At 65.2% G+C, this 13,881-nt stretch carries 14 protein-coding genes; 4 read left to right on the top strand and 10 right to left on the bottom strand.

From position 1 onward, the window contains the following. Nucleotides 1–678 carry an RNA pyrophosphohydrolase gene (locus AC1Q64_RS06755; RefSeq protein ID WP_056060325.1) on the bottom strand — a complete coding sequence of 226 codons (678 nt, stop codon included), beginning with the start codon at nt 676–678 and terminating at the stop codon, nt 1–3. A 93-nt stretch (nt 679–771) separates the two neighbouring features. Here AC1Q64_RS06755 and AC1Q64_RS06750 point away from each other — a divergent pair, with 93 nt between their 5' ends. Both AC1Q64_RS06750 and AC1Q64_RS06745 read left to right on the top strand, forming a co-directional pair. Continuing rightward, on the top strand, nt 772–2,514 hold the full coding sequence (locus AC1Q64_RS06750; protein WP_291437173.1) for a proline--tRNA ligase: 1,743 nt from the start codon (nt 772–774) through the stop codon (nt 2,512–2,514). Then, the gene (locus AC1Q64_RS06745; RefSeq protein ID WP_492250844.1) at nt 2,511–3,218 is read left to right on the top strand and encodes a lytic transglycosylase domain-containing protein; all 708 of its coding nucleotides are present in this window, start codon (nt 2,511–2,513) and stop codon (nt 3,216–3,218) included. Before AC1Q64_RS06750 ends, AC1Q64_RS06745 begins: the two co-directional genes overlap by 4 nt. A 316-nt stretch (nt 3,219–3,534) precedes the next feature. On the opposite strand, the gene paeA is transcribed toward AC1Q64_RS06745, so the two are convergent. The 6 genes from paeA to hemA all read right to left on the bottom strand — a co-directional run bounded on the left by paeA (nt 3,535) and on the right by hemA (nt 10,070). After that, nucleotides 3,535–4,875, bottom strand: coding sequence for a polyamine export protein PaeA (paeA, locus tag AC1Q64_RS06740; protein ID WP_492250843.1), 1,341 nt, complete (start codon nt 4,873–4,875; stop codon nt 3,535–3,537). A gap of 171 nt (nt 4,876–5,046) precedes the next feature. Next, nucleotides 5,047–6,054 (bottom strand): AAA family ATPase, encoded by a 1,008-nt coding sequence (locus tag AC1Q64_RS06735; RefSeq protein WP_492250842.1) that lies wholly within the window; start codon nt 6,052–6,054, stop codon nt 5,047–5,049. 156 nt (nt 6,055–6,210) lie between these two features. Then, nucleotides 6,211–6,534: a Grx4 family monothiol glutaredoxin gene (grxD, locus tag AC1Q64_RS06730; protein ID WP_056060339.1), complete on the bottom strand. Its 324-nt coding sequence runs from the start codon at nt 6,532–6,534 to the stop codon at nt 6,211–6,213. A gap of 60 nt (nt 6,535–6,594) precedes the next feature. Then, nucleotides 6,595–7,440 (bottom strand): peptide chain release factor N(5)-glutamine methyltransferase, encoded by an 846-nt coding sequence (prmC, locus tag AC1Q64_RS06725; RefSeq protein WP_492250841.1) that lies wholly within the window; start codon nt 7,438–7,440, stop codon nt 6,595–6,597. 72 nt (nt 7,441–7,512) lie between these two features. Further along, a complete protein-coding gene (gene prfA, locus AC1Q64_RS06720) occupies nt 7,513–8,625 on the bottom strand; it encodes a peptide chain release factor 1 (RefSeq protein WP_492250840.1) in 1,113 nt (370 codons plus the stop codon). A gap of 113 nt (nt 8,626–8,738) precedes the next feature. Beyond that, on the bottom strand, nt 8,739–10,070 hold the full coding sequence (hemA, locus tag AC1Q64_RS06715; protein WP_056060348.1) for a glutamyl-tRNA reductase: 1,332 nt from the start codon (nt 10,068–10,070) through the stop codon (nt 8,739–8,741). 72 nt (nt 10,071–10,142) lie between these two features. On the opposite strand from hemA, the gene AC1Q64_RS06710 reads away from it, so the two are divergent. Continuing rightward, a complete protein-coding gene (locus AC1Q64_RS06710; protein ID WP_492250839.1) occupies nt 10,143–10,421 on the top strand; it encodes a hypothetical protein in 279 nt (92 codons plus the stop codon). A gap of 172 nt (nt 10,422–10,593) precedes the next feature. Next, nucleotides 10,594–11,562 carry a Bug family tripartite tricarboxylate transporter substrate binding protein gene (locus AC1Q64_RS06705; RefSeq protein ID WP_492250838.1) on the top strand — a complete coding sequence of 323 codons (969 nt, stop codon included), beginning with the start codon at nt 10,594–10,596 and terminating at the stop codon, nt 11,560–11,562. Between the two features lie 109 nt (nt 11,563–11,671). Here AC1Q64_RS06705 and ugpQ read toward each other — a convergent pair whose 3' ends face one another. From ugpQ to AC1Q64_RS06690, 3 genes are read right to left on the bottom strand one after another with little or no spacing between them, the layout of a single operon-like run. Further along, the gene (ugpQ, locus tag AC1Q64_RS06700) at nt 11,672–12,457 is read right to left on the bottom strand and encodes a glycerophosphodiester phosphodiesterase (protein WP_492250837.1); all 786 of its coding nucleotides are present in this window, start codon (nt 12,455–12,457) and stop codon (nt 11,672–11,674) included. Beyond that, the gene (locus AC1Q64_RS06695; protein ID WP_291439207.1) at nt 12,454–12,822 is read right to left on the bottom strand and encodes a bleomycin resistance protein; all 369 of its coding nucleotides are present in this window, start codon (nt 12,820–12,822) and stop codon (nt 12,454–12,456) included. The genes ugpQ and AC1Q64_RS06695 overlap by 4 nt, the downstream gene beginning before the upstream one ends. Nucleotides 12,823–12,826: 4 nt before the next feature. Further along, the gene (locus AC1Q64_RS06690) at nt 12,827–13,837 is read right to left on the bottom strand and encodes a sn-glycerol-3-phosphate import ATP-binding protein UgpC (protein WP_291439206.1); all 1,011 of its coding nucleotides are present in this window, start codon (nt 13,835–13,837) and stop codon (nt 12,827–12,829) included. Nucleotides 13,838–13,881 lie beyond the last annotated feature (44 nt).

Genomic DNA, 13,881 nt, shown 5'->3' with positions numbered 1-13,881 from the left:
TCAGCGAGGGGTATCCGATACCGAAGGCATTCCGTCGAGTTCTCCCGGCATGCTGTTTTGCGGATCGGGATCAAAACTGGCGCCGGGAGGGAGTTCCATGCCAGGGTTGACGAGCATGGAGCCCGTACGGAACATGTTGGCCACGCCCGCATGTTCACCCTCGCGGGTGCGCAGACCGCTGCGCAAATAGCGGTTGCGCTGCTCGTGGCGTGGGAGATAACGCGCCAATTCGGTCAGTGCCATCTCGTAAACGCCGCGTTTGAACTCCACCACCACATCCAGCGGAACCCAGTAATCGTTCCACCGCCAAGCGTCGAATTCCGGGTGGTTGGTGGCGCGCAGGTTCAAATCCCAGTCGTGCCCCATCAATTGCAGCAAGTACCAGATCTGCTTCTGGCCCTTGTAGTGGCCGCGAGCGTCGCGGCGGATGTACCGGTCAGGCACCTCATAGCGCAACCAGTCCCGGGTGCGGGCCACCACGCGAACGTGGTTGGGCAATAATCCCACCTCCTCATGCAGCTCGCGGAACATGGCCTGCTCGGGGGTTTCGCCCCGGTCAATGCCACCCTGCGGAAACTGCCAGCTGTGGGTGCGTATGCGCTTGCCCCAAAACACCTGGTTTTTCTGGTTGAGCAGGATGATGCCGACGTTCGGCCGAAAGCCGTCCCGGTCAAGCATAATCAAACCCCAAATTTTTAAACTGTGTCCATTATGCACGGCGCCTAGCGCGCAGCAAGTGGACTGCCCCGTTCTGCCTGCAATCGATTTCCGATGAAAGCCTCCCAATTCTTTATTTCCACCCTCAAGGAAGCTCCGGCGGATGCCGAAGTGGTCAGCCACAAACTCATGACGCGGGCGGGGCTGATCAAGAAGCTGGGCGCTGGCATCTATAACTACATGCCGCTGGGGCTGAGGGTGATCCGCAAGGTGGAAGCCATCGTGCGCGAAGAGATGAACCGCGCCGGTGCTGTAGAGCTGACCATGCCTGTGGTGCAGCCTGCGGAGCTGTGGCAGGAGACTGGGCGTTTTGACAAAATGGGCCCCGAGCTGCTGCGCATCCAGGATCGCCATGGACGCGACTTTGTGGTGCAGCCGACCAGCGAAGAAGTGATCACTGACATCGCCCGCCAGGAGCTTAAGAGCTACAAGCAACTGCCGAAGAACTTCTACCAGATCCAGACCAAGTTCCGCGACGAGCGCCGTCCGCGCTTCGGCCTCATGCGCGGCCGCGAGTTCATCATGAAGGATGCTTATAGCTTCGACCGCGACCAAGCCTCGGCTAAGGCCAGCTACCAGGTCATGGCGCAGGCTTACCGCCGCATTTTTGACCGCTTTGGCCTGACCTACCGTGCCGTGGCGGCCGACAGTGGCGCCATTGGTGGCGACCTCTCCGAAGAGTTCCAGGTGATCGCCGCCACGGGCGAAGACGCCATCGTCTACTGCCCAGAGAGCGATTACGCAGCGAACATGGAAAAGGCCGAAGCGCTGGCCCCCGCCGGTCCACGTGGTGCGGCCACCCAGGCGCTGACCAAGACGGCCACCCCGGGCAAGAGCACCTGTGCCGACGTGGCAGAGCTGCTCGGCGTGCCACTGGCGACCACTGTGAAGTCGCTGGTCTTGGCCACAGACGAAACCAACGAAGCCGGCGAGATCGTCAAGACCCAGGTCTGGCTGCTGCTGCTGCGCGGCGACCATGACATGAACGAGATCAAGGTGGGCAAGGTGCCGGGGCTGGCGGGTTTCCGTTTTGCCACGGTGGGCGAAATCGAAGACCATTTCGGCTGCAAGCCCGGTTACCTGGGTCCCATCGGCCTGAAGAAGCCTTTGAAGATCGTGGCCGACCGCGAAGTCGCCCTGATGGCTGACTGGATCTGCGGCGCCAATGAGGTGGACTTCCACATCACCGGCGTGAACTGGGGCCGCGACCTGCCCGAGCCCGACGCCGTGGCCGATCTGCGCAATGTGGTGGCGGGCGACCGCTCGCCCGACGGCAAGGGCGAGCTGGCGATTGAGCGCGGCATTGAGGTGGGCCACGTGTTCTACCTGGGCACCAAGTACAGCAAGGGCATGAACGCAACGTTCCTGGGCGACGACGGCAAGCCTGCATTCTTCGAGATGGGCTGCTATGGCATTGGCGTGACGCGCCTGCCCGCCGCCGCCATCGAACAAAACCACGACGAGCGCGGCATCATCTGGCCGGACGCCATTGCACCGTTCACGGTGGTGGTCTGTCCTGTGGGCATGGACCGCAGCGAGGCCGTCAAGGCCACGGCCGAGCAGCTCTATGCCGACTTGCTGGCATCGGGTGTAGACGTGATCTTGGACGACCGTGGCGAGCGCCCCGGTGCCATGTTTGCCGACTGGGAGCTGATTGGCGTGCCGCACCGTGTGACCATTGGCGACAAGAGCCTGAAGGAAGGTGTGGTCGAGTACCAGCACCGCCGTGACGCTGCCGCCACCAAGGTCGCCGTAGCGGACATCCTGGCCCATGTGAAGGGCCGCATGGTCGTATGAGCATGTGCGGCGCCTCCTCCATCGCTCCGTCGGCCGCGGCCTCGGGCGGCCCTGTGGGGCTGTCGCGGCGCGGCTGCCTGGTGTCGCTGGTTTCGCTGGCAGCGCCCGCCGCCTGGCTGGGTGCTCCGCAGGTGGCGCATGCTGGCGGGCAGCTGGAGGAGCCCCTGATGGACTCGGTGCGCACCGCGCTTAGCTCTGCCATTGCCAACCAGGCGCCGCCCGAGCCCGAGTTTTTCACCACCGAGGCGCGCCTGCACTACCTGCGGTGGCTGGGCACGCAAAGTGATCGCTTGCGCCCCCGCAAACCGGACCTGGAGGTGCGCCGCGACTTCCTTCAGACCGTCTGGTACGAGTCCAAGCGCGCGGGGCTGGATGTGTCCCTGGTGCTCGGGCTGATCCAGGTAGAAAGTGGGTTCCGTAAATTTGCCGTGTCCAGCGTCGGGGCACGGGGCTACATGCAGGTGATGCCCTTCTGGACGCGCGTGATTGGTGATGGCGACGCGGGCAAGCTGTTTCACATGCAGACCAACCTGCGTTTTGGCTGCGTCATCCTGCGCCACTACATCGACCGGGAGCAGGGCGATTTGTTCATGGCGCTTGGCCGCTACAACGGTAGCCGGGGCCGGTCGCCGTATCCAGACGCCGTCTTTGGTGCTCAGCGCAAGTGGCTGTTTGCCGACCGGCCGCAGTCGCCTGCTGCTTAGAGCCTGTTCACGATATCACAGGGGATCGCGTTGGAGCGCCATCGGGATAAGTGAATGTTTCGGGTGCGCCGCATGGGCTTATGCCCATGCAAGCAGCCAGTGCGTCCAATCACCCGATTGCGCTCCAACCCTTCGGGCAGCGGTCTTTGCGGGCGGTCTGCGGCGTTGCGGCGCTTGCCAATAGCCAGGCTATTGGCTGTACCCCGCACCTTGCACACCATCCCGCAAAGACGGCTGCGCGACCCCTGGGAGATCGTGAACAGGCTCTTGGCGCGATTTGGGCGGCCGTCACACGGGCGCAAGTGGCCCGGAGTCACTAAACACCGGTTCCCGATGGTGCTGAGGGGGTCGGAGCGGCGCCACCAGTGGCTCCGCCCAGCCTGGAGACCATGACCTGATCGATCCGGTAGCTGTCCACGTCCAGCACCTCAAACTTGTAGCCACCCCAGCTCACGCTGTCCGTCCGGCGCGGAACGCGCCGCAGCATCACCATCAGGAAGCCGGCCAGGGTTTCGTAGTCGCCCGCGTGGGGCAGCTCGTCCAGCGACAGTGCGCGCAGCACGTCCTCGACCGGTGTGACGCCGTCGATGAGCCACGAGTTTTCATCGCGCCGCACAATCTGCTCTTCATCCGCCGGGCCCACCAGGTCGCCCATCACGGTGCTCATCACATCGTTCAGCGTGACCACGCCCACCACCAGGCTGTATTCGTTCACGATGACGGCAAAGTCCTCGTGCACCTGTCGGAACTGCTCCAGCACCTCCGACAGCGTGAGCCGGTCTGGGACGATCAGCACCTTGCGCACCAGACTGTCATCGGCCAGCGAAATGGGCTGGTTGTTCAGCACGCGCTGGAACAGGTCCTTGGCATCCACATAGCCCACCACATGGTCGATGTCCCCCTCGCACACGGGGTAGGTTGAGAAAGGCTCGGCCGCAATGCGCAGGCGGATCACGGAGTCCGGCTCGTCGCGCAAGAAAAAAGCCACACGGTCGCGCGGCGACATGGCGCTGGACACCATGCGCGTGTCCAGCTCGAACACATTTGTGATGACCTGCTGCTCGCGGGCGGCCAGCACGCCGGCACGCGCACCCGCTTCCATCATCGCCAGGATGTCGTCCGAGGTGATGCGGTCGTCCCGCAGCGACGACATACCCAGCACCCGGAACAGCGCATCCGCCCCCCGGCTGTAGAACCACACCACAGGGCGCAGCAGCGCCATGCACCAGGCCATGGGCTGCGCCAGCCGCACCACCAGCCGCTCGGGTTCGGCCATGCCCAGGCGTTTTGGGAACAGGTCGGCAAACAGGATGAAAAGGGAGGTGATGACCAGGAACGAGGCGAGAAAGCCCGCCTTCTGCGCGGCTGATTCCGACAGCCACAGGCCGAACAGCGTGGTGAAGTGGGGGCTCAGCGCACCTTCGCCCACGATACCGCCCAGGATGGCCACGGCGTTCTGCCCCACCTGCACCACGGTGAAGTAGTCGCCCGGCTGCTCCTGCATGCGCAGCACCTGGTCCGCCCTGGCATCCCCTTCGTCGGCCATCTGCCGCAGGCGCAGGCGGCGCGCTGCGGCGAGCGAGATCTCGGCCATGGAGAAAAAGGCGCTGGCTGCAATCAGCAGCCCGATGACAAAGAGGCTTTGGGAGAGGGTCATGAATGGCGACGGAGCGTGGCGCTGCGGCACACCGGATGACTGAGTGTATCTGCGCGTTCCGCAGGCACCTATCCCATGTGTGCACTCATCGGGGGGCCTGGTTGGCCTTAGGGGGTGGGGCCCCGAAGGCCAGTCCTGCGGGCGAGCGCAGGACTGGCGGCCGGTGCCTTGTTATTGCACGAAGCCGATGCGGCTACGCCCTGACGCCACCTTGGGCAGGTCAGCAATCTCCACGGTGGATCGGCGGTCCAGCCGCGCATTTCCAAAGCCCGTCATCAGCGCCCGGCGCATTTCGCGCGGCGGCATCTGCGCCAGGTGGTCCAGCACGTCGTCCATCGGCTCCGGGTCCAGCAGGCGGCCCCAGTCGTGCCCTGCGCGGATGCCCTGGTACAGGTTGCGGGCGATGGTGCGCGCCTGCTCCAGCGTGGGCGCCTCCACCTCGAACACGTTCATGCGGTTCAGGATGGGGTCGGGGATGCCGCGCGTGTCGTTGGCGGTGGTGATCCAGATCACCTGGCTGGCGTCGATGGCCACCTCGGCAAACTCGTCGGTAAAGCTCTGGGCCGTGTCGTACTCCAGCAAGCTGTACAGCGCGCCCAGCGGGTCGTACTGTGCATCGCTGCTGGCCTTGTCGATCTCGTCCACCACGATCACGGGGTTGGCGTATTCACCCTCCACCAGCGCCTCGAACACCTTGCCCGGGCGTGCGCCCTTCCACTGTGCGGACGAGCCCGACAGCAGCCAGCCTGCGGTCATGGAGCTCATGGGCAAGAGGTTCATACCCGTGCCCAGCAGCTCGGCCAGGTGGCGAGCAAAGTGGGTCTTGCCGATGCCGGGCGGGCCCAGCAACAGCATGGGCGTGACCTCCAGCCCATCGCTGCTGTCCTGCGCCAGCGCCACGTGGCGCTTGACGTCGTCCAGCACCTCGGTGAAGTTGGGCAACTGCTCGTACAGGCTGGCCATGTCGGGGATGCCCGATGGCTTGACCTGAAAACGCTCCGGGCCGCGCTCCAGCATGCGTTCGTACACGGTGCGCAGGGTTTCGTATTCCCTCTGGTTGCCGGATTCCTGCAGGCGAGCGAGCTTGCGCTCGACATCGCCCGGGTGGAACACATTGCGCATCTGGGCCACCGGCAGGCGCAGGGCAGGTGGCTGGGGAACAAGGCTATGGCTGGTCATTGCATGCTCCTGTGAGGGTTACGTCACGCAATCATTCAAGCACACAACATGCCCGCTGCTCCATCGGAAAAGCCCCTGATTGGTGCCTCTGTTGCGGGCAAACAAAAAGGCCGCCCGAAGGCGGCCCGATGAAGGGTGAGGCAAAGGGCTCGTCGATCAGCCTTCGGTGCCCAGCACCTGCTTGAGTTCGCCCGACTCGTACATCTCCATCATGATGTCCGAGCCGCCGATGAACTCGCCCTTCACGTAAAGCTGCGGGATCGTGGGCCAGTTGCTGTATTCCTTGATGCCCTGGCGAATTTCGTCGTCTTCGAGCACGTTGACGGTGACCACGCTCTTCGGGTCCACGCCACAGGCCTTGAGGATCTGTATGGCGCGGCCGGAGAAGCCACACATGGGGAAGCTGGCGCTGCCCTTCATGAACAGCAGAATGTCGCTGGATTTGACGAGGCCGTCGATGCGTTGTTGGGTGTCGCTCATGGGAAAACTCCTTGAAAGAGGCTGCGGGCGAATGGATGCTGAGGGCCCGCGATGGAGGGATTATTTCACTGTCGGCCATTGCCCGCCTGTGCAGCGTGCGATGTCGGCAAGGTCATTGCGGCTTTGTACCCGCACAAAGCCCTGGGCGGCAAGCAGCGCCTGCACGGCGTCTGCCTGGTCGTAGCCATGCTCCAGCAGCAGCCAGCCGCCCGGCTGCAGGTGCGCGGGCGCCTGGGCGACGATGGTGCGGATGTCTTCGAGGCCGTCTGCGCCGCTGGCCAGGGCCTGCAGCGGCTCATGCGTCAGCGCGGCCAGGTGCGGGTCAGCGCTGGCGATGTAGGGCGGGTTGGAGACGATGGCGTCGAACACGCCATCCACGCCTGCCAGCCAGTTGGCTTGCTGGAACTGCACCGCGAGGCCCAGCCGCTCTGCGTTGGCCTGGGCCACGGCCAGCGCGTCGGCACTGGCATCCACCGCCAGCACCTGGGCATCGGCGCGCTGGCTTTGCAGGGCCAGCGCAATGGCACCGCTGCCGGTGCCCAGGTCCACCACGCGCGGGGCGGACAGGGGGGCGATGACTTCCAGCGCCCAGTCCACCAGGGTTTCGGTGTCGGGGCGCGGGTCCAGCACGCGTGCGTCCACCTGCAGCGGCAGGCCGTAGAACTCCTTGCGGCCGGTGAGGTAGGCCACCGGCTCGCGCGCCACGCGGCGCTGGCACAGGGCGATGAACTGTGCGTGGGTGGCCTCGTCCATCGCGTCGGTGTCGTGCGCCAGCAGCCAGGCACGGCCTGCATCAGGGCGGCCCACGGCATGCAGCAGCAGCAGTTGCGCGTCGATGCGTTGCAGGCCCAGGGTGTGGGCTTGCGCCAAAGCCTGGGCAAGGGTGGGAGAGGCGGTGTTGTTCACTATTGTTTTGATAGCTGCATGGGCATATGAATCAGGCGCTATCAGCCAGTTTGACTCATATTTTTGCTGTGCTTAACCGTTGGAGCCCATTTCCAGCTCTTCAAGCTGCTCGGCCTCGCGCGCATGGGCCAGGGCCTGCAGCACGTCGCCCAGGTCGCCCTCCATCACGTACAGCAGCTTGTACAGCGTGAGGTTGATGCGGTGGTCCGTGAGCCGCCCCTGCGGAAAGTTGTAGGTGCGGATGCGGTCGCTGCGGTCGCCGCTGCCGATCAGGCCCTTGCGCAACGCGGCCTCCTTGGCGGCGCGCTCGCTGCGCTCCTTCTCCTGGATGCGGGCCTGCAGCACCTGCAGCGCCTTGGCCTTGTTGGCGTGTTGGCTGCGGCCGTCCTGGCATTCGGCCACGATGCCGGTGGGCAAGTGCACCACGCGCACAGCCGAGTCGGTCTTGTTGATGTGTTGGCCGCCCGCGCCGGATGCGCGGAAGGTGTCGATGCGCAGGTCGGCGGGGTTGAGCTTGATGGCCTCGTGCTCGTCGGGCTCGGGCATCACGGCCACGGTGCAGGCGCTGGTGTGGATGCGGCCTTGTGTCTCGGTGGCGGGCACGCGCTGCACGCGGTGGCCGCCAGACTCGAACTTGAGCGCGCCGTACACACCGCTACCGGAGGGGCCCGTGCCGGGCTGACCCTCTATGCGCAGCACGATTTCCTTGTAGCCACCCAACTCGGCCGCGTTCTCGCTCACCACCTCCACCTTCCAGCCTACGTTGGCGGCGTAGCGGGTGTACATGCGCGTGAGGTCGCCTGCGAACAGGGCGGATTCGTCACCACCCGTGCCCGCACGGATTTCCACAAACGCGTTGCGCGCGTCGTCGGGGTCCTTCGGTAAAAGCAGGCGCTGCAGTTCGTCTTCCAGTTGCAGCAGCTCGGCCTCGGCACTGGTGATTTCTTCCTGTGCCATCTCGGCCATGTCGGGGTCGGCCAGCATCTCGCGCGCACCCGCCAGGTCGGCCTCGCGCTGCTGGTAGCGGGCGTAGCGGCCGGCGACCTGCGTGACCTCGGCATGCTCGACGGAGATGCGCCGGTACTGCGCCATGTCGCTCATGATGTCTTCGCGCGAGAGCAGGAAGTCGAGTTCGCCCAGGCGCTGTGCGTAGCGCTCCAGCTGGCTTCGGAGAAAGGGTTTCATGGAATTCTGGAAAAAGGATTTGCTACAGATTTGGTAGCTGGTGGCGCATGTAAATCATGCGCCTGAGGCCGATTTGGCTCAAATCGGAACGGCTGTGGAGCGGGCGAGCGCCGCTACAGGCCGTTGTTGTGGGGGGTCTTGCTTTGCGAGCGCAGGAACAGGCGCGAGACGGTCTGGGCCGTCTGGGCGCGCATCTCGGCGTCGCCCGCGCGCAGCTCGGCCAGTGTGCCGTGCAGCATCTTCTGTGTGAGGCCGCGCGATAGGGCTTCGAGCACGGCGTCCACGTCCTCGCCCTTGGCCAGCAGCTTCTTGGCGCGCGCGATTTCCAGCGCGCGCCACTCGTCCGTCTGGGCGTTGAGCTGCTGGATCAGCGGCACCACGCCACCCTCGGCGGCTGCGGGGCTGCGCAGCTCCATCCAGTGCATGAAGCTTTGCACGCCCGCGTCGATGATGGCCTCGGCCTGCGCCACGGCGGCCTGGCGGTTGGCCTGCGCGGTCTGCACCACGGTGGCCAGGTCGTCCACGGTGTACAGGTACACGTCGCCCAGGGCCTTGACCTCGGGTTCGATGTCGCGGGGCACGGCCAGATCTACCATGAACATGGGACGGTGGCGGCGCTTCTTGAGTGCGCGCTCCACAGCGCCCAGGCCAATGATCGGCAGGCTGCTGGCTGTGCAGCTGATGACGGCGTCGAATTCGTGCAGGCGCTCGGGCAGGTCGGCCAGGCGCATTACCTCGCCGCCAAAGCGGGTGGCGAGCTTTTCGCCGCGTTCCAGCGTGCGGTTAGCAATGGCGATCTGCTTGGGGTTCTTGGCGGCAAAGTGCGTGGCGCACAGCTCGATCATCTCGCCCGCGCCGACGAACAGCACGCGGATCTTGGAGAGGTCTTCAAACAGCTGGCTGGCCAGGCGCACGGCGGCGGCGGCCATGCTGATGCTGTGTGCGCCGATCTCGGTGCTGGTGCGCACCTCCTTGGCCACGGCAAAGCTGCGCTGGAACAGCTGGTTGAGCGTGGTGCCTAAAGCGCCGGCCGTCTCGGCGGCGCGCACCGCGTCTTTCATCTGGCCCAGGATCTGGGCCTCGCCCAGCACCATGGAATCGAGCCCGCTGGCCACGCGGAAGGCGTGGCGTGCGACGAGGCTGTCTTCCAGCGTGTAGGAGTGCGAGCGCAGCAGCGCGGGGCTCACGCCGCCGCTGTGGGCCAGCCAGCCCAGCGTGTGGTCCACTGCGGGCTGGTCGCCGGCACAGTAAATTTCGGTGCGATTGCAGGTGGAGATGATGGCGGTTTCCACCCCGGGGTGGCGGCTGGCAGCGCCGCCAGAGTTGCCCAGCGACTGGCGCAAACCGTGCAGCGTGGGGGCGATCTGATCGAGCGCAAACGCAAACCGGCCGCGCAGATCGAGCGGCGCGGTGGTGTGGTTGATGCCGAGGGCCCAGACTGCCATAAGCTGCAATTATAAAATTGTTGGCCCGAACAGGCGGCCTTGCTTGTTCAAGCCTTGATTTGGGTCAATTCCATGGGTCCGCTGGACATCGTCAACCACCTCCTCAACTTTGTCGCACCCGCTGCCGCCATGGCGCTCGTGCTGGTGCTTTCGGGCCGTCTGGTGGGCTCCCGGAGTGCCTCTGCGATGTCTGTATGGCTGCGTTGGGCGATTCTGTTTGCCGTGGGGGTGGCGGTGCTCGCGGCAGGGCTGGTGCTGTGGGGACGTGACGGCAAGATGCTCACCCATGCCGCGCTGGTGGTGGCCTGCGCCACCTGCCAGTGGGTGCTGGTGCGGGGCTGGAAGGCTTGAAGCTTTCAGCAAGCCGTCACGTGTTTTGAGGGTTTGCGAGAGGTGCTCTGGAGGGCTGTTGCGCCCTGGGGTCTGATAGCCTCTTTGCATCTTCCCATGCAGCCGCCATGGCCCGCGCCGACGGAAGTGGCAAGCATCCCTCATACCCACAACCAATGCTGGAGACAACCCCATGAAGCTGCTGCGTACCTGCATCACCCTGGCCGCAGGACTGGCCTTGTCTGCCGCCGTGCACGCGCAGGCTTTTCCGTCCAAACCCATTCGTGTGGTGGTGGGTTTCCCGGCCGGCGGGCCGCTGGATCAGCATGCGCGTTTGCTGTCCGACAAGCTGCAGGCCGTGCTGGGCCAGCCTGTGGTGATGGACTACAAGGCCGGTGCTGGTGGCACCGTGGGCGCGCAGGATGTGATGAAAGCTCCCCCGGATGGCCACACCATCATGCTGGCCAACACTGGAGTGATGGTGATCAACCCTGCGCTCTACAGCCGCCTGCCGTATGCCACCCTCAAGGACTTTGTGCCCGTGGCGCGCACGGCCATGCAGCCTCTGGCCTTGCTGGTCAACACCAGCGTGCCCGCCAAGAACCTGCAGGAGTTCATGGCCTATGCCAAGTCACGGCCCGGCCAGGTCAACTTTGGCTCGGCGGGCAATGGCGGCATCAGCCACCTGGTGCCCGAGATGTTCAAGACCGCCACGGGCCTGTTCATGGTCCACATCCCCTACCGGGGCAGCGCGCCGGCGTTCACTGATCTCATGGGCGGGCAGGTGCAGTTCATGGCCGAGAGCATTCCCCAGGCTGCTGCGTACCACAAGCAAGGCAAGGTGCGTGCCCTGGCCGTGACCAGCAAGGAGCGCAACCCTGCGCTGCCCGACGTGCCCACCGTGATCGAAAGCGGCATCAAGGGCTTTGAGGTGGTCGGCTTCTATGGCTTTCTGGCCCCTGCGGGCACGCCCAAGGACGTGGTCAACAAGCTCAGCGATGCCTTCGGCCAGGTGCTGCAGATGCCCGATGTGCGCAACCGCATGGTGAGCCAGGGGGCAGATCCGGCGTTTCTGGGCGCGGACGACTTTGCCAAGTTCCTGGCCGCCGAGATGCCCCGTTGGGCCGACGCCGTCAAGAAGTCCGGCGCGAAGCTCGATTGACCCCCTGAGGCGCCGCGCCCCTTTCCCGTGATGGGGACGCCACCGGTGGCCCGGCAAGGCCGGTCCACAGTGCCCGCTGGCTTGGGGCGGGTTGGTTTGAAGATGCGCCCTATGGCGTGGCGGGCGAGAAGAAGTCCACGCGGTCGGTGATGATGCCGTCCGTGCCCAGCGCGATGAGGCGCTGCGCCGCCCAGTCGTCGTTCACCGTGTAGCTCAGCGTGCGCATGCCCAGGCCGTGGACTTGTGCCACCAGGGTCTGGTCCCACAGCGCGTGGTTGCACACGATGGCCACACAGCCGAGCGCCTGGGCCTTGTCAAAGCACCCGTCCCACAGCGCGTCGATGAGCAGCGCGCGGGGCAGGTGGGGCGCGGTGGCCATGGCGCCCGCCAGTGCCTCGGGCTTGAACGACGAGAACAAGGGCGGCACGGCCTGGCCTTGCCACAGGCGCGCAGCGTATTCGCCCACCACGCGGCCCGTGACGTCTTCCTGGCCTGGTGTGGGCTTGATCTCGATGTTCAGGAAATAGCCGTTGGCGATGCAGTAGCGCGCCAGGCTCTCCAGCGTGGGCATGGGTTCGCCCGCGTAGCTGCGGGAGTGCCAGGCGCCCGCGTCCAGCTGCGACAAAACCGCCCACGGGTGATCGCCCCCTGTGGGGCTGGCCGCTGAGCCCAATGCGTGCGAGCCATTGGTCGTGCGGCCCAGGGTGGCGTCGTGCATCAAAAATGGCACGCCGTCGGCACTCAGCTTGGCGTCGCATTCGAACATGCGGTAGCCGTACTGGGCGCCCAGCCGGAAGGCGGCCAGGGTGTTCTCGGGGGCCAGCTTGCCAGCGCCACGGTGGGCGATCCAGCGGGGGTAGGGCCAGGGAGCGAGGGTGGGCGAGGATACGCTCATGCAGGTTCACCAAATTTCAGCAGGTTGCCATGGGGGTCGATGACATGCATCTCCTTCATGCCCCAGGGCTGGACGGTGGGAGGTGCCAGTTGCAGGCCGCGTGCCGTGAAATCCGCGTGCAGCAACCCGGTGTCTGCACGCACGTAGCACGAAGTGTTTTCTGCAATGTGGCGCTCGGTGCAGCGCCAGAAGTGCAGCTCACAGCCATCGCGCTGCACGATGAGGTAGTTATCCACTTCGAGCAACGCAGTGAAGCCCAGCCGCTCGCTGTAGAACTGCCGGGTCTCCGCCAGGTGCAGGGAGGCCAGCACCGGTACGGTGGCCAGAATCCCGCGCCCGGCGCGGGCTGCTTCGGGCCGCTGCATGGGCTCAGTCGGGTATGCGTTTGCCCGTGGTGGCATCAAAAGCGTGCAGGCGGTCAGGACGCGGCACGACGTGGATCACAGTATCCGGCAGCGGCGCGTGGGTGCCTTCTTCCACACGCACGATGATCTGCTCGCCGTTGATGCGGCCATAGATCAAGCGCTCGGCGCCCAGCAGCTCCACAGTTTCGACGGTGACGGCCCAGCCTTCGCTGCGCACGTCCAGATGCTCCGGGCGGATGCCCAGGATGGTGCCGGGCTTGGCGCTGGGGGCGTTCTTGAGCAGGTTCATCGGCGGCGAGCCGATGAAGCTGGCCACGAAAGTGGAGGCCGGTGTGTGATAGACCTCTTCGGGTGTGCCGAACTGCTCCATGTTGCCCGCGTTCATGACGATCATGCGCTGGGCCAGCGTCATGGCCTCGACCTGGTCGTGCGTCACGAACAGGCTGGTGATGCCCAGTTCGCGGTGCAGTTTCTGGATCTCCAGGCGGGTTTGCGCACGCAGCTTGGCGTCCAGGTTGGACAGCGGCTCGTCAAACAGGAACACCTGGGGCTGGCGCACGATGGCGCGGCCCATGGCCACCCGCTGGCGCTGCCCGCCCGACAGCTCGCGCGGCTTGCGCTCCAGCAGGTGGCCGAGTTCGAGGATCTTGGCGGCCTTGTCCACGCGCGCCTTGATCTCTTCCTTGGGCACCTTGGCGATCTTCAGGCCGTAGGCCATGTTCTCGAAGTTCGTCATGTGGGGGTAGAGAGCGTAGTTCTGGAACACCATCGCGATGTCGCGCTGGGCGGGTTCCAGGTTGTTGACCACGCGGTCACCAATGCGCAACTCGCCGCCAGAGATTTCTTCCAGGCCTGCCACCATGCGCAGCAGTGTGGACTTGCCGCAGCCCGAGGGGCCCACGATGACGACGAATTCGCCATCCTTGACCTCGGCGTTCACGCCGTGGATGACCTGGTTGGCCTTGGGGCCCACGCCGTAGCGCTTGACGATGTTACGAAGAGAGAGGGATGCCATATGTGCAATGAATTTGATAGCTATGGGTGCTTATTGAATAAGCG

The organism is Acidovorax sp. GW835-FHT14G06 (assembly GCF_058793595.1).
Note: the sequence above shows the minus strand (reverse complement) of the source record. Positions and strands in the feature narration are given on the sequence as shown.

Excerpts from the sequence above, each read along its gene's own strand:
- prfA (WP_492250840.1), bottom strand. The coding sequence starts at position 8,625 with ATGAAACCCTTTCTCCGAAGCCAGCTGGAGCGCTACGCACAGCGCCTG.
- AC1Q64_RS06735 (WP_492250842.1), bottom strand. The coding sequence starts at position 6,054 with ATGACCAGCCATAGCCTTGTTCCCCAGCCACCTGCCCTGCGCCTGCCG.
- paeA (WP_492250843.1), bottom strand. The coding sequence starts at position 4,875 with ATGACCCTCTCCCAAAGCCTCTTTGTCATCGGGCTGCTGATTGCAGCC.
- AC1Q64_RS06755 (WP_056060325.1), bottom strand. The coding sequence starts at position 678 with ATGCTTGACCGGGACGGCTTTCGGCCGAACGTCGGCATCATCCTGCTC.
- hemA (WP_056060348.1), bottom strand. The coding sequence starts at position 10,070 with ATGGCAGTCTGGGCCCTCGGCATCAACCACACCACCGCGCCGCTCGAT.
- AC1Q64_RS06745 (WP_492250844.1), top strand. The coding sequence starts at position 2,511 with ATGAGCATGTGCGGCGCCTCCTCCATCGCTCCGTCGGCCGCGGCCTCG.
- AC1Q64_RS06710 (WP_492250839.1), top strand. The coding sequence starts at position 10,143 with ATGGGTCCGCTGGACATCGTCAACCACCTCCTCAACTTTGTCGCACCC.
- AC1Q64_RS06750 (WP_291437173.1), top strand. The coding sequence starts at position 772 with ATGAAAGCCTCCCAATTCTTTATTTCCACCCTCAAGGAAGCTCCGGCG.
- ugpQ (WP_492250837.1), bottom strand. The coding sequence starts at position 12,457 with ATGAGCGTATCCTCGCCCACCCTCGCTCCCTGGCCCTACCCCCGCTGG.
- AC1Q64_RS06690 (WP_291439206.1), bottom strand. The coding sequence starts at position 13,837 with ATGGCATCCCTCTCTCTTCGTAACATCGTCAAGCGCTACGGCGTGGGC.
- AC1Q64_RS06705 (WP_492250838.1), top strand. The coding sequence starts at position 10,594 with ATGAAGCTGCTGCGTACCTGCATCACCCTGGCCGCAGGACTGGCCTTG.
- AC1Q64_RS06695 (WP_291439207.1), bottom strand. The coding sequence starts at position 12,822 with ATGCAGCGGCCCGAAGCAGCCCGCGCCGGGCGCGGGATTCTGGCCACC.
- grxD (WP_056060339.1), bottom strand. The coding sequence starts at position 6,534 with ATGAGCGACACCCAACAACGCATCGACGGCCTCGTCAAATCCAGCGAC.